Origin of the sequence: Celeribacter litoreus, assembly GCF_020165855.1 — a bacterium.
GTDB lineage: Bacteria > Pseudomonadota > Alphaproteobacteria > Rhodobacterales > Rhodobacteraceae > Celeribacter > Celeribacter litoreus.
The window spans coordinates 14,840-35,355 of sequence record NZ_JAIUFY010000008.1 but is presented as its reverse complement, the minus strand read 5'-3'; the positions used below and the strand labels follow the sequence as shown (position 1 = coordinate 35,355).

At 59.3% G+C, this 20,516-nt stretch carries 20 protein-coding genes and 1 tRNA gene; 12 read left to right on the top strand and 9 right to left on the bottom strand.

Annotated elements, in window-relative coordinates; genetic code table 11:
* Positions 1-186: 186 nt before the first annotated feature.
* The 4 genes from LA304_RS08710 to pdxH all read right to left on the bottom strand — a co-directional run bounded on the left by LA304_RS08710 (position 187) and on the right by pdxH (position 2,107).
* Positions 187-263: transfer RNA gene (locus tag LA304_RS08710), tRNA-Pro, on the bottom strand.
* 43 nt (positions 264-306) lie between these two features.
* Positions 307-792: a DUF192 domain-containing protein gene (locus LA304_RS08705; RefSeq protein WP_224502757.1), complete on the bottom strand. Its 486-nt coding sequence runs from the start codon at positions 790-792 to the stop codon at positions 307-309.
* Positions 785-1,336: a cold-shock protein gene (locus LA304_RS08700; protein WP_224502756.1), complete on the bottom strand. Its 552-nt coding sequence runs from the start codon at positions 1,334-1,336 to the stop codon at positions 785-787. The genes LA304_RS08705 and LA304_RS08700 overlap by 8 nt, the downstream gene beginning before the upstream one ends.
* 165 nt (positions 1,337-1,501) lie before the next feature.
* Positions 1,502-2,107 carry a pyridoxamine 5'-phosphate oxidase gene (gene pdxH, locus LA304_RS08695; protein WP_224502755.1) on the bottom strand — a complete coding sequence of 202 codons (606 nt, stop codon included), beginning with the start codon at positions 2,105-2,107 and terminating at the stop codon, positions 1,502-1,504.
* 196 nt (positions 2,108-2,303) lie between these two features.
* On the opposite strand from pdxH, the gene fabI reads away from it, so the two are divergent.
* The 3 genes from fabI (at position 2,304) to gpt (ending at position 4,335) form a co-directional block, all read left to right on the top strand.
* A complete protein-coding gene (gene fabI, locus LA304_RS08690) occupies positions 2,304-3,107 on the top strand; it encodes an enoyl-ACP reductase FabI (RefSeq protein WP_224502754.1) in 804 nt (267 codons plus the stop codon).
* A 71-nt stretch (positions 3,108-3,178) separates the two neighbouring features.
* A complete protein-coding gene (locus LA304_RS08685) occupies positions 3,179-3,796 on the top strand; it encodes a LysE family translocator (RefSeq protein WP_224502753.1) in 618 nt (205 codons plus the stop codon).
* A 35-nt stretch (positions 3,797-3,831) separates the two neighbouring features.
* Positions 3,832-4,335 (top strand): xanthine phosphoribosyltransferase, encoded by a 504-nt coding sequence (gene gpt, locus LA304_RS08680; RefSeq protein WP_224502752.1) that lies wholly within the window; start codon positions 3,832-3,834, stop codon positions 4,333-4,335.
* Positions 4,336-4,428: 93 nt separating this feature from the next.
* Here the strand turns inward: gpt and LA304_RS08675 are convergent, their stop codons facing one another.
* The gene (locus LA304_RS08675; RefSeq protein ID WP_224502751.1) at positions 4,429-4,734 is read right to left on the bottom strand and encodes a hypothetical protein; all 306 of its coding nucleotides are present in this window, start codon (positions 4,732-4,734) and stop codon (positions 4,429-4,431) included.
* 315 nt (positions 4,735-5,049) lie between these two features.
* Here LA304_RS08675 and LA304_RS08670 point away from each other — a divergent pair, with 315 nt between their 5' ends.
* From LA304_RS08670 to trpE, 3 genes are all read left to right on the top strand, one after another.
* Positions 5,050-6,234 carry an aminotransferase gene (locus tag LA304_RS08670; RefSeq protein WP_318010684.1) on the top strand — a complete coding sequence of 395 codons (1,185 nt, stop codon included), beginning with the start codon at positions 5,050-5,052 and terminating at the stop codon, positions 6,232-6,234.
* A 63-nt stretch (positions 6,235-6,297) separates the two neighbouring features.
* Positions 6,298-8,136 (top strand): peptidylprolyl isomerase, encoded by a 1,839-nt coding sequence (locus LA304_RS08665; RefSeq protein WP_224502749.1) that lies wholly within the window; start codon positions 6,298-6,300, stop codon positions 8,134-8,136.
* Between the two features lie 14 nt (positions 8,137-8,150).
* The gene (trpE, locus tag LA304_RS08660) at positions 8,151-9,665 is read left to right on the top strand and encodes an anthranilate synthase component I (protein WP_224502748.1); all 1,515 of its coding nucleotides are present in this window, start codon (positions 8,151-8,153) and stop codon (positions 9,663-9,665) included.
* A 112-nt stretch (positions 9,666-9,777) separates the two neighbouring features.
* Here the strand turns inward: trpE and LA304_RS08655 are convergent, their stop codons facing one another.
* Positions 9,778-10,239 (bottom strand): Lrp/AsnC family transcriptional regulator, encoded by a 462-nt coding sequence (locus LA304_RS08655; protein WP_224502747.1) that lies wholly within the window; start codon positions 10,237-10,239, stop codon positions 9,778-9,780.
* Positions 10,240-10,381: 142 nt separating this feature from the next.
* On the opposite strand from LA304_RS08655, the gene LA304_RS08650 reads away from it, so the two are divergent.
* The 5 genes from LA304_RS08650 to LA304_RS08630 all read left to right on the top strand — a co-directional run bounded on the left by LA304_RS08650 (position 10,382) and on the right by LA304_RS08630 (position 14,504).
* On the top strand, positions 10,382-10,699 hold the full coding sequence (locus tag LA304_RS08650) for a DUF2849 domain-containing protein (protein ID WP_224502746.1): 318 nt from the start codon (positions 10,382-10,384) through the stop codon (positions 10,697-10,699).
* On the top strand, positions 10,692-12,377 hold the full coding sequence (locus tag LA304_RS08645; protein WP_224502745.1) for a nitrite/sulfite reductase: 1,686 nt from the start codon (positions 10,692-10,694) through the stop codon (positions 12,375-12,377). The genes LA304_RS08650 and LA304_RS08645 overlap by 8 nt, the downstream gene beginning before the upstream one ends.
* Complete coding sequence (locus LA304_RS08640; protein WP_224502744.1) at positions 12,367-13,131, top strand: phosphoadenylyl-sulfate reductase; 765 nt, start codon at positions 12,367-12,369, stop codon at positions 13,129-13,131. Before LA304_RS08645 ends, LA304_RS08640 begins: the two co-directional genes overlap by 11 nt.
* On the top strand, positions 13,128-13,502 hold the full coding sequence (locus LA304_RS08635) for a DUF934 domain-containing protein (RefSeq protein ID WP_224502743.1): 375 nt from the start codon (positions 13,128-13,130) through the stop codon (positions 13,500-13,502). Before LA304_RS08640 ends, LA304_RS08635 begins: the two co-directional genes overlap by 4 nt.
* A gap of 153 nt (positions 13,503-13,655) precedes the next feature.
* On the top strand, positions 13,656-14,504 hold the full coding sequence (locus LA304_RS08630; RefSeq protein WP_318010683.1) for a ferredoxin--NADP reductase: 849 nt from the start codon (positions 13,656-13,658) through the stop codon (positions 14,502-14,504).
* A gap of 82 nt (positions 14,505-14,586) precedes the next feature.
* On the opposite strand, the gene LA304_RS08625 is transcribed toward LA304_RS08630, so the two are convergent.
* Positions 14,587-15,336 (bottom strand): translation initiation factor 3, encoded by a 750-nt coding sequence (locus LA304_RS08625; protein WP_224502742.1) that lies wholly within the window; start codon positions 15,334-15,336, stop codon positions 14,587-14,589.
* A 168-nt stretch (positions 15,337-15,504) separates the two neighbouring features.
* Between LA304_RS08625 and infC the strand changes: the two genes are divergently transcribed.
* On the top strand, positions 15,505-16,083 hold the full coding sequence (gene infC, locus LA304_RS08620; protein WP_455423507.1) for a translation initiation factor IF-3: 579 nt from the start codon (positions 15,505-15,507) through the stop codon (positions 16,081-16,083).
* Positions 16,084-16,140: 57 nt separating this feature from the next.
* Here the strand turns inward: infC and LA304_RS08615 are convergent, their stop codons facing one another.
* Both LA304_RS08615 and LA304_RS08610 read right to left on the bottom strand, forming a co-directional pair.
* Positions 16,141-17,817 (bottom strand): putative transporter, encoded by a 1,677-nt coding sequence (locus tag LA304_RS08615; protein WP_224502741.1) that lies wholly within the window; start codon positions 17,815-17,817, stop codon positions 16,141-16,143.
* Positions 17,818-18,285: 468 nt separating this feature from the next.
* Positions 18,286-20,364 carry an enoyl-CoA hydratase-related protein gene (locus tag LA304_RS08610; RefSeq protein ID WP_224502740.1) on the bottom strand — a complete coding sequence of 693 codons (2,079 nt, stop codon included), beginning with the start codon at positions 20,362-20,364 and terminating at the stop codon, positions 18,286-18,288.
* Positions 20,365-20,516: the final 152 nt, after the last annotated feature.

Below are 20,516 nucleotides of genomic sequence, written 5' to 3'. Positions count from 1 at the left end.
GCGCCACTAACTCTCCGAATCCCTCGAAACCCCGCTCGACCCGGAAAAAAGAATCACAGTCCGCGCAAAACGGTGATCGCAGGCACTTTGTCAGGCACACGCACAGGCGGCGCGCGACGCTCACAAGTGGCGAGAAAACACAAAAACGCCGCAAGCGGCGCCATTCACTATCATATGTTTGGAAAGTGGTCGGGGCGGCGAGATTCGAACTCACGACCCCCTGTACCCAAAACAGGTGCGCTACCAGACTGCGCCACGCCCCGACCGTGCGGCGTTCCTAACCTGTAAGAACGCGGATGAAAAGCCCTATTCGACAGAACATGGATCAGCGGCATCAGAGCCAAAGCCGGGGTGTCGCAGAACATCGCCAGGACCGATCCCGAGCGGCTTTGCCAAGCCGCCGTTGATCTCCAGAACAGCAAAAATCGAGTCGCCCCCCGGAATTGGAGTCCGGTCCAGCGGCACCGCATTTTCATGAACTTTCACGACGACACCACGATGATCGACAAAGATCATATCGAGCGGGATAAGCGTGTTTGCCATCCAGAACGCAACCGGCTGTGGTTCTTCATAGAGAAAGAGCATGCCGTGCCCGCGAGCCATCTCCTCACGGTGCATCAGACCCAGAGAGCGTTCTCCAGCGTCATCGGCGATCTCCACCGAGAAACGTGTTTCCTGCCCGTCACCCGTAATGATGACTTCATCTGCGCGACATGCTGTCTCGGCGACTGCCGCCCCCGTTAGGAGCGACAGGCCCAAAGCCCATAGAAAGGGCCGAGTGATGTCAGGCATCCTCATCCTGAGCAACTTGCGTAGCTTCACGCAGTGCTGCGTCCCATGCGGTCACATGCGCAGCCATCCGGCCACGACGGCCATCAATCACGCGAAGACCTACGGCCTCGCCCGGCATCAGGTCAGCCAGACCGGAGCGGCGCAGAACCTCGATATGCACGAAGACATCTTCGGGACGACCGAAGACATTCGCGAATCCGAATCCTTTGCCTTTGTCGAACCACTTCACACGCGCAGGTTCGAGCGGAAGCTTGAGGCTGTCCTCGTCAATCTCTTCAAGGTCCTCAAGCACATGCCCCGCCCCTTGCGACGGCGGTGCGATCTCCAAAACCTCGACGGCCTGAACGCCACGATCGGTGCGTTGAACGATGAGGCGAATCTCGGCTGCATCCGCAACCGAGCTTTGCCCGAAGTTCCGCAACACATTGGCATGCAAGAGGATATCCGGGCCGCCGTCATGCGAAACCACGAAGCCGAAGCCTCGTGTCGGGTCAAACCATTTCACATAACCCGAGACCACGTCACCCAAGTCAGTCACATTCATTCTCTCATTCTCATACGGCCCCAGCCCTCCGGCTGAAGCCAATTCCTTGGGGCGTACACCCCTCATCCCAGTGCGACCCTGTGACAATCAGCGGGGAGGTTCAAGTCCCTACTGTAGACAATTTCGAAATAATAGAAAAATTCCCCTTACTTTCGAAACACTTGTTCACGGATTCAGCCGCACAATTTCCCAGTCATCCTTCACAGTTGCGCGACGCCAACGGAACCTGTCGTGCAACCTAAATTCTCCATCCGCCCAGAACTCGATCTCAACCGGCGCGATGCGATACCCACCCCAGAACGGCGGCCGTTTCGGGTTTGGCCCGTGTTTGAGCCCTTCCCGTGTCACCGCCTCCATCAAACTCGCCTTCGATTTCAGAGGGCGCGATTGCTTGCTGGCCCATGCGCCAATGCGCGACCCGAGAGCGCGGGACTGATAATAGGCGTCCGACGCCTCATCACTTTCGCGCGTGACCAGCCCCCGAACTCTCACCTGACGCCGCAATGACTTCCAATGCATCACGAAAGCCGCTTTGCCTGACGCGTCGAGTTCGGTGCCTTTGGCACTTTCGTAGTTCGTGAAGAAGATGAACGCATCATCCGCTATCTCTTTAAGTAGGACCATCCGGACATTCGGCAAACCATCCGGATCGACCGTCGCGATCGCCATCGCGTTCGGGTCGTTGATCTCTTTGGCCTCGGCTTCCGCGAGCCAGCTACGGGCAATCTCGAACGGATTATCGCCGGCAAATATCCCTTTGCGTGGCACCATCTGCTCTCTCCTTCACAGTCTGTTTAATGGTTACCCCTAGGGCGAAAAGTCGACAAGAGGCGCCAACCTACTGCGAATGGGGTGTGCGTTTCCGCAATGACGTCACGTCACGAAAGAAATTCCGTAGACTTGATCGGACCATGGAAAACCCCTAAAGCCTTCCTCAATTACAGACAAAGCGGGTTGAGGAACAACCATGACCAAATTGATGGACGGCAAACGCGGGCTGATCATGGGACTTGCAAATGACAAGTCTATTGCCTGGGGCATCGCAAAAGCACTTGCAGAACACGGTGCGGAACTCTGTTTCTCCTACCAAGGCGACGCACTCAAAAAGCGGGTCGATCCGCTTGCAGAACGCCTCGGCTCTGATTTCGTGATGGAATGTGACGTCTCTGATGAGGCCTCCATCGACGCGCTGTTTGCAGCCATTAAAGAGAAATGGGGCAAGATCGACTTCATCGTGCACGCCATCGGCTTCTCCGACAAAGGCGAGCTGCGCGGCCGTTACGTTGACACCTCACGCTCCAACTTCAACCTGACGATGGACATCTCTGTCTTCTCCTTTACCGCCGTTGCACAGCGCGCGGCGAAGTTGATGACCGACGGCGGCTCCATGCTCACCATGACCTACTACGGCGCAGAGCGCGTCATGCCGCACTACAACGTGATGGGTGTTGCCAAGGCCGCTCTCGAAGCTTCCGTGCGTTACCTCGCCGAAGACCTCGGCAAAGACGGCATCCGCGTGAACTCCATTTCCGCAGGCCCGATCAAGACTCTCGCCGCCTCCGGCATTGGTGATTTCCGCTACATTATGAAGTGGAACGAATACAACTCGCCGCTCCGCCGCAACGTGACCATCGACGATGTGGGCGGCTCCGCGCTCTATCTCCTGTCCGATCTGGGCGCAGGTGTCTCCGGTGAAACCCACCACGTCGACGCAGGCTACCACGTCGTGGGCATGAAAGCCGTAGACGCGCCGGACATCACGAAGGGTTAAGTCAGCGCCTTCGGACAAAGTTATTTCAACGGGGGCCTTCGGGCTCCCGTTTTGCATTTAGGACAGGTGCGATGACCCTCACCATTTTCCTCTCCATCCTCGGAATTCATCTGTTGGCCGCCATGAGCCCCGGCCCCTCCTTCGTCGTCTCGGTGCGGCTCTCGGCGGCGGAGGGGTTCCGCCCTGCCTTTGGTCTCGCGATGGGGTTCGGTCTCGGGGCGGCGCTCTGGGCAATGGCGGCGATCTCCGGCCTCTCGCTCCTGTTCGAACTGTTCCCCTCCGCCTATCTCGCCCTCAAGATCATCGGCGGGCTATTTCTGATCTGGATCGGTGTGAAAACGATCCGGTACGCATGCGCGCCACTTCCGAACCCTGATACGTCGGGCACGCAGCCGAGATCGCTGGCGAACGCGCTTCGTCTCGGGCTCCTGACGCAGATGTCGAACCCGAAGCCCGCAGTGTTCTTCAGCGCAGTGTTCGCAGGTCTCGTGCCGCCAGAGACCGCGCCGATTGTCAAAGCGCTGCTCGTCTTTTTTGTCTTTTTGGACGAAACCCTGTGGTATGTGATTGTCGCGCGGCTTTTTTCGCGGCAAAAAGCTCGTCAAGCATATGGGCGAGCCAAGCTTTGGACCGATCGCGTGCTCGGTGGTGCCATTGCATTATTCGGCACCCGTATCGCGCTCGGCTAATTCGCCCGCATCGCCAGTTTAGAGGAGTTACATAGATGTCCGACCGCCTTCCGCACGAGAAAGGGTTTCACATCAGCTGGGACCAAATTCACCGCGACAGCCGCGCGCTTGCTTGGCGCCTTGACGGCAAAGGCCCCGACGACGGCGCGTGGCGTGCGATTGTCGCCATCACCCGTGGCGGCATGGCTCCGGCGATGATCATCGCGCGAGAGCTGGACATTCGCACCGTAGACACGATCTCCGTGAAGTCTTACGACCACCAGAGCCAGTCTGACGCGGTCGTGCTCAACTCTCCGGACGAGGACATGATGGGCGATGGAACCGGCATTCTCGTGATCGACGATCTGGTTGATAGCGGTAAGACGCTCGAACTCGTGCGTTCCATGTATCCCAAAGCGCATTTCGCAACCGTCTACGCAAAGCCGAAAGGCCGCCCGCAGGTGGACAGCTACATCACCGAAGTGTCGCAGGACACATGGATCTTCTTCCCGTGGGATATGGCGATGCAATACGTCAAACCGTATCGCGGTCAGGATTGATCCGGTCGCTCGCACGAAGACGCGAAAAAATACGGGGCTTTCGGGCCCCTATTTTTATGTCAGATAGCCTGCGCGGAGGACGCAATCGATGACTTATGCCGCGTCGGAGGCGCAACCGGAGCGCAAGAAGATATCGCGCAGTTTCTCGACTTCATGTTCGGCAAAGGCAAGACTGCCCTCAAGATCCTGAGACCGCTGTGCCGCATCAATTGCGCCACAGGCCGAGCGGAGCTGATACCCTGCGTAACGTGGAGTGACCGAGTAGGAAATATCTCGGATATGATCAGTCATCGCCTCTTCGCGCACCCAATCCCCTGCACGTGCGGCCGAAATTGCCGAGTTCAGGTCCTTCATCAGGAGGTGCGCACGCTGCGACGCCGTTGGTGTTTCAATTGCCATTTCAACCTCTTAGATCACAACAGATAATACAAACGATGCCTGTCTTCTGCCTTCGACTCGTCCGCTCTTTTTTAATCTGGGACGATGAGGTTCGATTACACGCCGCCGCCGTGCAGAAATAGTTAATAACTTCCGAAACCCACCTCACTTTCCGCTCACCAGTGCGTGTATGCAAAGAGTTTGATCAGTTTGCTTAGCATTTAACCAAGTGAAAATCTTCCCCCCACCTCAACCACAGGGTGATCGCGTGATCGCATCTATGAATCGGCTCCGACAGTTCCTAAGTTCGATCTAGAACGTATTCAGGAGGCACCCGTGGTCGAACCGCTCGCAACTCATATGAAGCACACATTTGCGTCCCCCATCGTCGACGCGAAACGCTGGATCGAAGGGGTGGAGTTCCCGCCCGAACGCCCACTGATCAACGTCTCCCAAGCCGCCCCGATGGAGGCCCCGCCGGAACCTCTGCGCCAAGAAATCGCGCGTGTCGCGCTCGAAGACGTGTCAGCACATCTCTACGGGCCGGTGCTCGGCCTACCCGAACTCCGCGCTGAAATCGCGACCCGATGGACCGACCGCTATCATGCGGAGATCAAGCCCAGTGAGGTCGCCGTGACCTCCGGCTGCAATCAGGCCTTTACCTCTGTGATGTCGACGCTTGCGCAATCGGGGGATGAGATCATTCTCGCAACCCCCTGGTATTTTAATCACAAAATGTGGTGCGACATGTCGGGCGTCACGGCTGTGCCGCTGCCGACGGGCGACAACCTCCTGCCCAATCTGGAAACCGCCGCGCGTCTGATCACCCCGCGCACGCGGGTGATTGTGCTGATTACACCAAACAATCCGGGTGGCGTGGAATATCCTTCGGAACTCCTGACGAAATTCTACGCACTGGCCCGCGAGCATAAAATTGCGCTCGTGCTGGATGAAACCTATCGCGATTTCGACAGCCGTGAGGGCGTGCCTCACATCCTCTTCCGCCAACCGGATTGGCAGGACACGCTCATCCATCTCTATTCCTTCTCGAAGTCCTTCCGCCTGACCGGGCATCGTATCGGTGCGGTGATCGCCTCCGAAGAGCGTCTCTATCAGACCGAAAAATACCTCGACACCGTTACCATTTGCCCCAACCAGATCGCGCAGCGGGCGGCGCTCTGGGGGCTGCGCAACCTCGACGAATGGGTTGCTGGTGAACGGGCGGAAATTCTGTCGCGTCGCGATGCCATCATGTCGGGCTTTTCCCAGCTAGAAGAAAAGGGCTGGAAACTCCTCGGCTGCGGCGCATTCTTTGCTTATGTGGAGCACCCGTTCGATATCCCCTCCTCCGAACTCGCACCACGTCTCGTAAAGGAAGCTGGCATCCTTCTTCTCCCTGGCACGAGCTTTATGCCAAAGAGCGACCCGCGTGCGGAGAAACAGCTCCGGATTGCCTTCGCGAATATCGACACCTCCGGGATCACACAGCTTTTCGAAAGATTGGCCGCTCTGGCGCTCTGATCCGCCTTGCCCTCCCCTGTCTCACCCCCTACACAGTTGCCCAATTGAACGGGAGAAAAGCATATGGCGAGCGGCAAACAGATTGTGGCATTCGGGCTTCTGGGCGTGATGACCGTCAGTCTCTTCGGCTTCGGCACGGTGGGCTTCAGCGGAGGCATGACCAACGTCGCAAGCGTCGGAGATGAAGAAATCTCCGCAAACACCTATGCGACGGCCCTCTCGAACCAGATCAATGTCATCGAGAGCCAGACAGGCCAGCCCCTCACAGCGCTACAAGCGGTCGAATTCGGGCTTGGCCAGCAGGTGCTTGAACAGCTTCTGTCAGAAGCTGCCCTCAACGGAGAGACGACGCGGATCGGGCTGTCAGTCGGAGATGAGGCTGTCCGCCGCGAACTGCTCGCGATGGATGCGTTCAAGGGCATTGACGGATCGTTCGACACAGCGACCTACAAAGACCTCCTGCGCCGTAACAACCTCAAGGAACAGGACTTCGAAGCAGACCTTCGTCAGAGCGCTGCGCGTGACATTCTGACAGCGGCTTTGGCAACCGGCGTAACGATGCCTCCGGCCTATGGTCAGGTTGTCGTCGACTGGCTCGGCGAGCGCCGCACAGTGTCCGTGGCTATTCTCTCTGCGGAGAACCTCGAGACAGGCACGCCGATCGCCTCGGAAAGCGACATCCTGTCCTGGTATGACACGCATCCGGAGGCTTACACGGCACCGGAAGCGCGCCGGATTACCTACGCATGGCTGACACCCGCGATGTTGAGCGACAAAGTTGACCTCGACGAAAACGCTCTGCTCGAAATTTACAATGCGAATATCGACAGTTTCGTCCAACCGGAACGCCGTCTGGTGGAACGCCTTGTGTTCAGCTCGAGCGATGAGGCTGCCGCCGCCGCCGCGCGGATCGAAACCGGAGAGACCTCGTTCGAGGATGAGGTCAGTGCGCGAGGTCTGGACCTGCTCGACGTCGACATGGGCGATGTGTCTAAAACCGAACTTGGCTCTGCTGCGGATGATGTCTTTGCACTCGAGGGCACTGGTGTGGTCGGTCCCGTCGAAACTGATCTCGGCCCCGCCCTGTTCCGCGTAAACGGCACCTTTGAAGGCACCGAAGTTCCATTCGAAGAAGCCCGTGAAGAAATCGCGCGCCAGATGTCCGTGGATGCCGCAACGCGCCTCATTGCGGATCAAATCGAACTCTTCGACAATGACCTCGCAGAGGGCTACACGCTCGAAGAACTCGCTGCAGAAACGGATTTGGAACTCGGGACCGTCGATTGGACGACCGAGAGCGAGGCGGGCATCGCCGCCTACACCGCTTTCCAACAGGCCGCAGCCACCGTAACGCGTGATGACTATCCGGAGATCATCGAGCTTTCCGACGGCGGCGTCTTCGCGCTCCGCCTCGATGAAATCGTCGATAGCGCCGTCAAGCCGCTGGATGAGGTGCGCGATCAGGTCGCAGCCGATTTTGAAGCAGACGCCCTGACACAGGCGCTCATGGCCCGTGCCGAAGCGTTTGAGACCGACGTCGCCGCAGGTCAGCCGATTGCAGAGCTCGGCCTGCCGGTCGAAACCTTTGATGCGATCACGCGTCAGGACTTTATCTCCACGATGCCGGACGGCTTTATGGACGCCGTTTTCGCGCCCGGCCTTCAGGCCGGCGGCACCACTCTCATCGCCGGCGACGGTCGCGTCGTGATTGCCCGCCTTGAAGCCATCGAGGCACCGGAAGAGACCGAAGACAACGCAGCCATCGCAGAGAGCTACATCGCGTCCGCCGCTCAAGGTGCCGCGACAGACGTGATAGCCGCTTTCGGAGACGCGCTCCGTGCGCGTGATGGCGTCACAGTCAATCAGGTGACGCTCAACGCCGTTCACAGCCAGATGCAGTAAGAAAGACAGACGACATGGCGACGCTCATTCCTTCTTTTGAAGACTTTGAAAAAGGATACTCGGCTGGCGAAAACCAACTGGTGTACGCGAAAGTTGCAGCTGACCTCGACACCCCCGTGTCGATCATGCTCAAGCTCGGCGGCGCCCGCACGGACACCTTCATGCTCGAGTCTGTCACCGGCGGCGAAGTGCGCGGTCGCTATTCCATCATCGGCATGAAGCCGGACCTGATCTGGAAATGCGATGGCACCGAGGCCTCTATCAACCGCTCCGCGCGCTTTGATGCCGAGGCCTTCGTGAAAGACGACAAAGACCCGCTCGCCTCCATCCGCGCCCTGATCGACGAGAGCCGCATCGACATTCCCGACGAACTTCCGGGCGCGGCGGCTGGCCTCTTCGGCTATCTCGGCTACGACATGATCCGTCTGGTCGAGCACCTGCCGAATGTGAACCCCGATCCGATCGGCCTGCCGGATGCGGTGCTCGTGCGCCCGTCCGTGATTGCAATCCTCGACGGCGTCAAAGGTGACGTGATCCTCGTGTCGCCCGCGTGGGCCAACACCGGTCTGTCTGCTAAGGCTGCCTACTCCCAAGCCGCAGAACGCGTCATGGATGCCCTGCGCGATCTGGAACGCGCACCTGCCGAGGCCTCCCACGATCTCGGTGAGAGCTACGTCGCCCCCCCGGCGACCTCGAACTTCACGCACGAAGGCTACAAAGCTGCTGTCGAGAAGGCGAAAGAATACATCAAGGCCGGCGACATCTTTCAGGTCGTGCCTGCGCAACGCTGGACACAGGACTTCCCGCTCCCGCCCTTCTCGCTTTACCGCTCTCTGCGCCGCACGAACCCGTCGCCGTTCATGTTCTTCTTCAACTTCGGCGGCTTCCAGATCATCGGCGCCTCACCAGAAATCCTCGTGCGCGTCTTCGATGGCGAAGTCACAATCCGCCCCATCGCAGGCACCCGCAAACGCGGCGCGACACCTGCGGAGGACAAAGCCCTCGAAGAGGATCTGCTGTCCGATGAAAAGGAACTCGCCGAACACCTGATGCTTCTCGATCTGGGGCGCAACGATACGGGCAAAGTGTCCAAAATCGGCACCGTGCACCCGACCGAAGAGTTCATCATCGAGCGCTACTCCCACGTCATGCATATCGTTTCCAACGTGGTGGGCGAGCTGCGCGACGACGAAGACGCTCTTTCCGCCCTGCTCGCGGGCCTGCCGGCAGGCACAGTCTCCGGCGCGCCGAAAGTCCGTGCGATGGAGATCATCGACGAGCTGGAGCCGGAAAAACGCGGCGTCTATGGTGGCGGTGTGGGCTACTTCTCTGCAGGCGGCGACATGGACATGTGCATCGCACTGCGCACCGCCGTCCTCAAGGACGAAAAGCTTTACATTCAAGCAGGCGGCGGCGTCGTTTACGACAGCTCGCCCGAGGGTGAATACCAGGAGACCGTCAACAAATCCAACGCGCTTCGCAAAGCTGCGGAAGATGCGGGGCTGTTCACGCGGTCGGGGAATCGGTAAGGGCCCCGTCTTCTTCTTGGCCCAAATACTCATATACAAATACACTCGGTGCGCAGGTTTCAAACCGCGCACCGTTTGAGTATTTAAATCACGAAAAAGACGACGTTTGCCTTCAGAGCGGCAATTCCGTTGTCGACTTGATCTCTTCCATCGAAAGCAGCGCGGTGACGTTGTAGATCGACACTTCCCCGATGAGCGCCTGATAGAACTCGTCGTAGGCCTTCGCGTTCTTCACGCGCACTTTGAGGATGTAATCGATCTCCCCCGCGAGGCGGTGTGCCTCCAAGACTTCGGGGCGTCGTTGTAGCACTTGGAGGAACTTCTCCTGCCACCCTGCCTCATGGGCATTCGTCCGCACGAGGACAAAGAAACAGGCCTCAAGCCCGAGGCTTTCCGGATCGAGGATCACGGTCTGCTGGCCGATCACGCCGGTCTCCCGCATTTTACGAATGCGATTCCAGACAGGCGTCTTGGAAGAACCGACTTTACGGGCGATTTCGTCCAGAGACTGGCTCGCATCGGCCTGAAGCTCGCTCAGGATTTTCCGATCCATTGCGTCGATCTGGTATGCCATTTCGCTTTTCCTCGCATTTGCAGAATTCCGGTCTGACGCCCTCATCAGAGAGGAACAATCATCCTTATTTGTCCGACCCCATAGCCCGAACTTGGGATAATGTTCTAAATTAAGCGCAAGAAATCGCAAGTTGGAAAAAGCTATGCCGCGCCCATTCACGCCCAAAGCCATCACTGCAAACGCCCTGCTCGAAGGCGATGTCATCTATTTGTCCCATGATGGACAGTGGGTGCGCGACCTGCGCGCAGCCCGCGCGTTCACGGAACAGGACGCCGCCGAGGCCGCTCTCGCGACCGCGTCCAAAGACGGCATGGTAGTGGGCGCATACCTCACCGACGTGAAACTCGGCGAGCATGGTCCGGAACCGACGCACTTCCGCGAAGAGTTCCGTCGCACGGGCCCGTCCAACTATTTCCACGGCAAACAGGAAACCACCAACGGAGTCGCCGCCAATGTATAAGTATAACGACTTCGACGAAGCTTTCGTCCGCGAGCGCGTTGCGCAATTCTCCGGTCAGGTCGCCCGCCGCATCGACGGTAGCCTCACCGAGGATGAATTCCGTCCGCTGCGTCTGATGAATGGTCTGTACCTGCAGCTGCACGCCTACATGCTCCGCGTCGCGATCCCGTACGGGACGCTCAATTCGCGTCAGATGGATCAACTCGCCTACATCGCCGAGACCTATGACCGTGGCTACGGCCACTTCACGACACGTCAGAACATTCAGTACAACTGGCCGAAGCTGCCGGATGTGCCTGCTATTCTCGAAAAGCTGGCCGATGTGGAAATGCACGCGATCCAGACCTCCGGCAACACGATCCGTAACGTGACCGCGGACCATTTCGCCGGTGCTGCTGCCGATGAAGTTGCCGACCCGCGTCCGGTGGCCGAGCTGATCCGCCAGTGGTCCACCGATCACCCGGAATTCCAGTTCCTGCCGCGTAAGTTCAAAGTCGCTGTGTCCGGCGCAACCGCTGACCGCGCTGTGATCAAAGCCCACGACGTTGGCATCTACCTGCGTGAGCAGGACGGCGAGCTTGGCGCACAGATCATCGTCGGTGGCGGACTTGGCCGCACGCCGATGGTTGGCAAGGTGCTCAAAGAGTGGGTCGCGTTCGAGGACCTTCTGCCTTACCTCGAAGCCACGGTGTCTGTGTGGAACCTGCTCGGCCGTCGCGATAACAAATACAAGGCCCGCATCAAGATCACCGTGCACGAGCATGGCATCGACGACATTCGCGCCCGCGTCGAAGAGCGCTTTGCCCAGATCAAACCGGCTTTTGGCGGCATCGACCGTGAGATGCTCTCCGAAATCGAAACGCATTTCGCGCCGCCGGCATTCCGCAATGCGCCGACCGATGAATTCGACCGAGCCTATGAGACAGATCCGGTATTCCGTTCCTGGGCAGACACCAACCTGTCCGCGCACAAGGCGACCGGCTATGCCATCGCGACGATCTCCATCAAGAAGCCGGGCGACACGCCGGGCGATGCGTCTGCCGATCAGATGCGCACGCTGGCCGGTCTGGCCCGCGACTTCGGTCATGACGAGCTGCGCATCAGCCACGAGCAGAACGTGATCCTGCCGCATGTCCACAAATCTGACCTGCCGCGCATTCACGCGATCCTCAAGGCAACGGGCCTCGCGACCGCGAACGTCGGCCTCGCCTCGGACATCATCGCCTGCCCCGGCATGGACTATTGCGCGCTGGCGACGGCCCGCTCCATTCCGGTTGCTCAAGGCATCGCGACCCGCGTTGAAGAGCTTGGCATCGAGCACGACATTGGTGAGCTCAAGATAAAGATCTCCGGCTGCATCAACGCCTGTGGTCACCACCACGTCGGCCACATCGGCATTCTCGGTCTTGACCGTGCAGGCGTCGAAAACTACCAGATCACCCTCGGCGGCGACGCCACCGAGACCATGGTGATCGGCGACCGCACCGGACCGGGCTTTGCCTACGACGAAATCGTGCCGGCCATCGAGCGCATCGTAGAGACCTATCTGGCCCTGCGCCTGAATGAGGACGAAACCTTCCTCGAAGCCTACCGCCGCCTTGGCATGGCTCCGTTCAAGGCTGCGCTCTATCCGGCCAAAGAAGAGACGGCCCCGAAGGAAAAAGCGAATGCAGCATAGTCTCGCGCTCAGCGACGAGTTCGGCACCGTGTCGGACAGGGTCGCAAGGCTCAACGCGCGCTACAAGCATCACTCAGCGACATCTGTCCTCGAACTCGCGCTCCGTGAGCGTGAGTTGGGGCGGATTGCGCTCGTGTCGTCCTTTGGCGCAGAATCTGTCGTCCTGCTCCACATGATTTCGGTGATGAAGCCGGACACGCCGGTGATCTTCATCGACACGGAGATGCTCTTTCAGGAAACGATCGACTATCAGCTCACGCTGATCGATCGTTTGGACCTGCGCGATGTGCGCCGGATCCGCCCGCGTCCGGCGACACTCGCGGCGCATGATCCTGACGGGTTGCTCCATCAGAGCGACAAGGATGCCTGCTGCGAGCTGCGCAAAACCGTGCCGCTGCAACAAGCGCTCGGAAACTTTGATGCGTGGATCACGGGTCGCAAACGCTTTCAGGGCGCGACGCGGGCCACCCTCGATTTCTTCGAGAACGAAGATGACAGCCGGATCAAGATCAATCCTCTGGCGCATTGGGCACCCAGCGACCTTCAGGACTACATGCTGAACAACCGCCTGCCCCGCCACCCGCTCGTGGCACAGGGCTATCCGTCTATCGGCTGTGCACCCTGCACGTCGAAAGTGAAAGACGGGGAAGACCCGCGTGCGGGCCGCTGGCGCGGTGAAGAAAAAACAGAATGCGGCATCCACTTTGTGAACGGCAAGTTCGTTCGTGGACCGATCACAGGAGAAGCAAAATGACCGTAATTATCCGCGATGAGGGCTTTGTCTCCGAGGATTATCACGCTGAGTGGGTCACTCTGGCCTCTGACACCGATCCGGCAACCCTGTCCGAGTTCGTGAATGCCCCTGCGATCCGTGTGGAATTTCCGTCCTTCGCAGATGGGCGCGGGTTCACCCTCGGCCGTCTGCTCCGCACCAACGGCTTTCAGGGCCGCCTGCGTGCGACCGGCCATGTGATCGCCGATCAATACGCGATGGCCCGCCGGTCCGGTTTTGACGAGGTTGAGGTCTCCAAAGACCTCGCAGAACGTCAGCCGGAGGCCCAATGGCTCGCCCGTGCGGACTGGCGTGCGCACGACTACCAGACCCGACTGCGGCAGGCCCGCTAAAAGGCGTCTGCCCCCGTTTGCAGAGATGGCGCTTGCGAAACAGGTGTCAGAAGGCCACAAAGGGCGCGAACTCCGCGCCTGTATCTTGAATAGCCTCTGATTTAGATCAAAGGCACATGCGAAATACTCTTTTAAATGGCGCGAGACACCGAGATGACCGATCAGAGCCCCCAAGTGATGCACGTGACCGAAGCAAAACCAAAAACCGTCCCCACCCTGCCCGACGCCGCCAAGGTGCTCGAGGTGAAACACTGGAATGACCGCCTGTTCTCCTTCAAGGTAGAGCGCCCGCAATCCTTGCGTTTCCGCTCCGGCGAATTCGTCATGATCGGCCTCATGGGTGATGTGAACCCGAAGACGGGCAAGCAAAAACCGCTTTTGCGCGCATACTCCATTGCGTCGCCGTCGTGGGAAGAGCACCTCGAGTTCTACTCGATCAAAGTGCAGGACGGCCCACTGACCTCGCGTCTTCAGCACATCCAGCCGGGTGACGAGATCATCCTGCGTCCCAAACCGGTCGGTACGCTCGTCGTTGACGCGCTGCTTCCGGGCAAGCGTCTGTGGTTCTTCGCCACCGGCACCGGCATCGCACCGTTTGCGTCCCTGATGCGCGAACCGGAAGTCTTCGAGAAATTCGACGAAGTCATCCTGATGCACACCTGCCGCGAAGTGTCCGAGCTTGAGTATGGTCGCCAGCTGGTGGAGCACATCAAGTCCGATGAAATCCTCTCCGAGATCGAGCAGGGCAAGCTGCGCTACTACCCGACCACGACCCGTGAGGAATTCCACCACATGGGCCGCGTCACCGACAACCTGAGCTCCGGCAAGGTGTTCGAGGACCTCTGCATCGCCCCGATGAACCCTGAAACTGACCGTGGCATGGTTTGCGGCAACCTCGCGTTCAACAAGGACATCATGAAAATCCTCGACGGTTTCGGCCTGCGCGAAGGCGCGAACTCCGAGCCGAAGGAATACGTGGTCGAGAAAGCCTTCGTAGACTGATCGGTCATCCCCCCCGGATTACAAAAAACCCCGCCGAATTTTCGGCGGGGTTTTCTTTTGTTCGCGTGAGGCGATCAGGACCTCAGAGCCCCATACGGTCGCGTGCGCGCTCCAGAATTGCTTCGAGCAGCTGCGGCGTGTCTTTCGCCTTGTCCAGCCCGCTGATCAGCGTTTCCTTCACGTCCTCAGACAAATTGGACGCATTGATCGCCTCCACAGCCTGATCAAAATCGAAGTTTTCGACCGTCAACGCCTCGGCGATCGCGGCGCGATCAAGCGGCGCGGTCTCTTCGGTCATGGTCTCTTCCACAGTGCTTGCGGCATCCGCTGCAGCGTCGACGGCATCTGCGGCAGCTTCAGTTGCCATCTCTGCCGCATCTTCTGCGGTTTGCACAGCTTCTTCCTCGGCAGCCGTCGCGGTATCGCCTGCTGCATCCACGACGTCTTCAGCCGCCTCGCCGGCGGCTTCCACGGCCTCTACCGCAGCGTCCACAGCCGCATCTGCCGCCTCAGACGCAGCCTCTGCGGCGCCTTCACCAGCCGCCATAGCGGCATCAGTTGCGTCTTCAATCGCCTCGGACGCAGCCTCTGCAGCGTCCGCCGCAGCCTGTTCAGCGGCCTCTGCTGCGTCGGTCGCGGTCTCAGAAACGGCCTCGGCCGCGTCGCTCACAGCATCAGAAACCGCTGCCGCAGCGTCGGTCGTTGCCTCGGAGGCTTGCTCGATAACGGATGGCGCCGAAGTCTCCTCGGCGGTTTTCTCCTCTTCCTTACAGGCTGCAAGCGTGAACGCGAGCCCGGTCAAAAGTGCGCCGGTCAAAAGTCGGGTGGTCATTGGTTGGTCCTTCCTATTGAAACTGGGCAATCGCCCAGAACACAGCGTCATATGGAGCAGCCCGATTGCCGTTTAAAGGGGATGCCACAGAGGTATTTCCCCCCGCGCAAGAAGTCGCCGAAAGCGTCTTGAAAGACAGCGCATTAAGCACTATTTTTCCGCAACCTAATTTATAACCACAGACAGGAGCTTCCCATAGCCCGCAGACCGCATAATGCCCCGCCGACCCGTGACACCGGACCGCGTATCAACGAACGCATCCGCGCACCGGAAATCCGCCTGATCGGCGCAGAGGGTGAAAACGTAGGGGTGGTTCACCCCGCAAAAGCCATGGACATGGCAGCAGAGGCCGGCCTCGATCTCGTCGAGATTTCTCCGAACGCGACGCCGCCCGTTTGCAAAATCATGGACTACGGCAAGTTCAAATATGAACAGCAAAAGCGGGAGTCTGAGGCGCGTAAGAAGCAGAAGATCATCGAGATCAAGGAAGTCAAATTCCGTCCTGGCACCGATACGCACGACTACGAAGTCAAGATGCGCAACGTCTTCAAGTTCCTTGAAAAGGGCGACAAGGTGAAAGTCACCCTGCGCTTCCGTGGCCGTGAGATGGCACACCAGGATCTCGGTCGTGACCTGCTGCAACGTGTGGCTGAAGACATCAAGGAAATCGGCAAGGTCGAGAACATGCCGAAGATGGAAGGCCGCCAGATGGTCATGATGATCGGGCCGCTTCCAGCCAAAGGCTAAGAAATTCGCCTTATTTAGAGATAATTGCCCCCGACCTTCCAAAGTCGGGGGTTTTCTTTATCCGCCAATCCCGCTCGCCAGCATGAGGACGATGACCTGTGGTGCGAGGATACGCAGGAACATCACAATCGGGTAGACCGCGACATAGGCCATAGAGGCCGCGCCTGTCTTGCTCATCGACACGGCGAAGGCGAGCGCAGGCGGATCGGTCATCGCACCAGCGAGGATACCGCAGAGGCTCAGGTAGTTAATCTTGCCAACAATCCGCGCAATCGCGCCGACGATCACCAATGGCGTCAGCGTGATCAGAATGCCGTAGACCATCCAGATGAGCCCGTCGCCGTGGATCAGGGTCTCGACAAAGCGGTCTCCCGCAACGATGCCCACCACGGCCAGAAACAGCACGATCCCGAACTCTCGCAGCGCATGGTTCGCCGTCGGCGGCATATACCACGTAAATGGTCCCCAATGCCCCAGACGCCCCAACAGGATCGCGGCCATGAGCGGCCCACCTGCCAACCCAAGTTTCAGCGGCGCAGGCAAACCGGGGATCGCAAGCGGGATAGATCCCAGAATCACACCCAGTGCGATTCCGAAAAAGAGCGCAGGGAATTGCACCTCCTGCAGACGCGCATGTTCATTGCCCAACTGCCGCGCGACGGTTTCGATATCATCCGGCGCACCGACGACCGTCACGATATCCCCGAACGCGAGGCTCGAAGACGCCCCCGCAGGCAGTTCGACACCGGCACGGTTGATGCGCGAGATTGTGACGCCATGAGCTTCGAGAAAGGCGAGCTGACGCAGGCTCTGCCCGAGCACCTTCTCCTTCGTCACGACGAGGCGCTTCCATGTCAGTTTCGTCCCCTTCGTCGTCAGCGGCACATCAATCTCCCGCCCGAGAACGAGACGCATGCTTTCGAGCTGGTCGGCCGGACCAACGAGATGGAGACAGTCCCCGACATGGAGCACCGTGTCCGGCGTCGGCACGACGAGGTCCCCGCCCGTCTTCATACGCGAGGGCACAATCCCCTCCCCGAACAGGTTCGGCACCTCTGAGAGCGCACGACCGTCAAAATTCACGTTCGTGACTTCAATATCCATCGCGGGCAACGACTGCGCGCCTGTCTTCGTCTCCGCCTCATAGGCGGCTTCCTCTCGTTCCAGCACGACCTTGAACAGCGCCTTGAGCACGAACATAGATGTCAGGATGCCGAGAATGCCGAACGGATAGGCCATCGCGTAGCCCATGCCCGAGAGCGCGACATCAGACGCTCCGAAGCCCACATCGCCGAGCACCTGCTGCGCGGCTCCAAGGCCCGGCGTGTTTGTCACGGCGCCCGACATCACACCGACCAACACTGGTAGCGGCACATCTGTCACAGCAAAGATCAGAAGCGTCATCAGGACACCTGTCAGGACGATGCCGACCGCCGCGAGGTTAAAAGCCAAACCACTCTTCGCGAAAGACGCAAAGAAGCTCGGACCGACCTGAATCCCGATTGTGTAGACGAAGAGGATGAGGCCAAGCTCACGGACGAAATGCATCACTTCGGCGTTGAACTCGACGCCCCAAAGTGAGGCGAAATGACCGATCAGGATACCGGAGAACAAAACGCCGCCGATCCCGAGACCGACCTTTCGGATTTGCAGCCGCCCGAAGAGCAGGCCGAGCGATCCGGCAATGGACAAAGCAAGTGTGGTAAGCGCGACGTCAGAGAGCGGGAGGGACATGACGTTTCCTTATGGGAGGAGGTGGAAAACCGTGTGGTGCAACCCTCTGACAGAATGTCATAAGATTCTGTGACCCCGATCAGTTTTCTGCACCTGCATAACGGGAATGTGGAAAGCGAGGGACGAATGCTCAAACGGGCATCATCGCGGATTTTTCAATCGGGCAAAAAAAAGAGGCGTCGTAGGAGAAACGCATACCCTACGACGCCAGTATGGTATTCTGCCCACGCACAAAAGGCAGGATACGGCGCGGGCGATCGGAAGGAGTGCCCGCGGGAGGAATGCAGTGGTCCGCGTCTGACTGCTGACGTGTGGATCACTGCGCTCGAGAGAATGAATAGGACAGCGAGTCGGCGAAAACTTTGATCTCGATCAAGGGGGTGTCAGAGCATGTTATTGACGAGGCGCCCGACGCGCAAAAAGGGCCGGAAACCGGCCGTTTTCACCCCCAAAATGCCTATTTAAAGGTCAGATTTGGTTCATTTTTTCGAAATTGGCGCCATTCTTCGAGAGTGTGTGCCAGAGTGTCGCAGGCGCCCAGATATCAGGGGCCGCAGATTCGAATCCCTTGAGGCGTTTTTCGGCCCCGAGAATCCCGATGATATCGGCCGCTTTCATCGGCCCGCCGCGATAGCGTGGGTAGCCCTTCGCGAGCATCATCACCACATCGATGTCCTCGGGCCGAGACACGGCGCCAGCTTCCAATAGACCGGCCCCGGCATTCGCTTCGGCAAGTATAATCCGCTCCACGATCTCCTGATGCGACAGGGCGACAGGACGCAAGCCTGCCTGCTCCCGTAACTTCGCGAGCGCCGTCTCTGCGACATCATCAGACCCGCGACCGTCCTCTGAGTAAGTGTAGAACCCCTGCCCCGCAGCACGACCTCCGTGGCCAAGCGAGGAGAGATATTGCGGCACCGCGCCACGCATCCGTACGAGGCCAACAGTGTCCATGACCTCACACGGTCCCATCGGAAATCCGTAGTCGCGCATCACCTGATCAATCCGCGCCGGACGCACGCCCATCAACATGAGCACATCGACCGCAGCGCGGCCAGCGTCCTGCAGGGTGTTGGCGATCAACCCGTCTTGTGCACCGACTGTCACAGGAATTTTCCCGATCCGCTGCACAAACCCGTGCGCGGTCACAAGCGTCCGGTCCGAGACGCCCTCGAGACGGACGAGCTCCGCCACGCGCGTTGTTTGCGCAGGGGCGAACGTGTGAATCCCTATGAACCTCTCCGGATACACAAGATCCTTGCGAAGGCGCGCGAAACCGCGGTCTGCCCCCGTCGCGAGAACGATTTCTTCGGGAAGTATTGCTTCTACACGGGCCAACAAGCGCGCGCGCTGATCCACGGCGATGCCGGTCAGATCGTAGACGAGCTGAGCCTCGGACAAACTCGCGATTTTCAGACTGCATTCGAGTGATGCAAGCCGCGCTTCGACGATACGCTCTGGCAAGCGGCCTTCTTTCAAAGCTCGCGCGTAAATGCCGCGCAACAGGTTCTCTGCTTGCTCCAGCGTCGCCGCTGACGTCCCGATCAAAAGCACCCTCAATTCGCTATCGAGCGCGGCCATGGCGACGCCAAGCGCTGCAGCATTTGTTCCGATAATCCCGAGCGTCCGTACGGACAGACGCGAGACATGACCGACCTCCGGCAATTCCGCCGCACGCCGTTCCGACAACGCCGCATGACGGAGAGCACGGGACTCTGGCGTGGCAAAGCAATCGTCGCGGGCCACGGCCTCACGTGCGACACCGACGTCGAACGGCATGAGCAGCGCGGCCTCGACGCAGGCTACAATCTGTTCCGGCGCTTCGATGCGGCCATTGCGCACTTCGGCGCGCCGCGTCGCAATGGTGCGCGCGAAGGCCACACCGTCCGCCGTCCCCACCTGACTGTCCCGCGTCCGTCGCGGCCCACGATTTTCCGCGAGCAGATTTCGCGCAAACACGATCTCTTCTTGCCCCCGATGGGTCGCGATCTCGTCCACGAGACCGATTTCATGCGCATACATGCCCGTGATCGTCTTGCCCGAAAGGAGCATATCGAGCGCGGCCTTCGCCCCGACGAGGCGCGGCAATCGCTGCGTTAGCCCGCCGGACGGCACGAGCCCGAGCGTCACCTCCGGCGTCCCGAGACGCACTGCACGCCCTGCGATCCGGTAGTGCGCCGAGAGCGCCAGTGCGAGACCTGCTTCGACGACTGTGCCGTGGAGAGAGGCAATCACCGGCTTTGGCGACATTTCAATCTGTTCGCAGAGGCTGGTCAGGCTCGGCTCCGGATCACGAGCCAGCAGGTCCTCCTGATCAAAGCCCGAACAAAACGAAGCTCCGCTCCCCGTAAGGATGATCGCTTCGACACCGTCATCTTTGATGGCTTTTTTCAGCGCGTCCGAGAGGGCCTGTCGCAGCGGTTGCGTCAGAATATTCGACGGAAGATTATTCAGGCGGATGATACCGACGCGGTCTTCTCTCAGGAATTGCACGAGCTGACCCGCCGTCAATTTCCAGTCCGATCTGCTTCGGTCCGCGCTGCTCATTTTCGCCCCCAGTTCGGGCGTGGTTTTATTGGCCTCAGTTCCGTCTTTGACCCAACAGAGTCACGTCCGGATCGGGCAAACTTTGCACAGGTTATCCACACCCTTTTGCACATTATGCGAAGAGCTGCCTTGCTTGGCAAGACAGCTCCTCT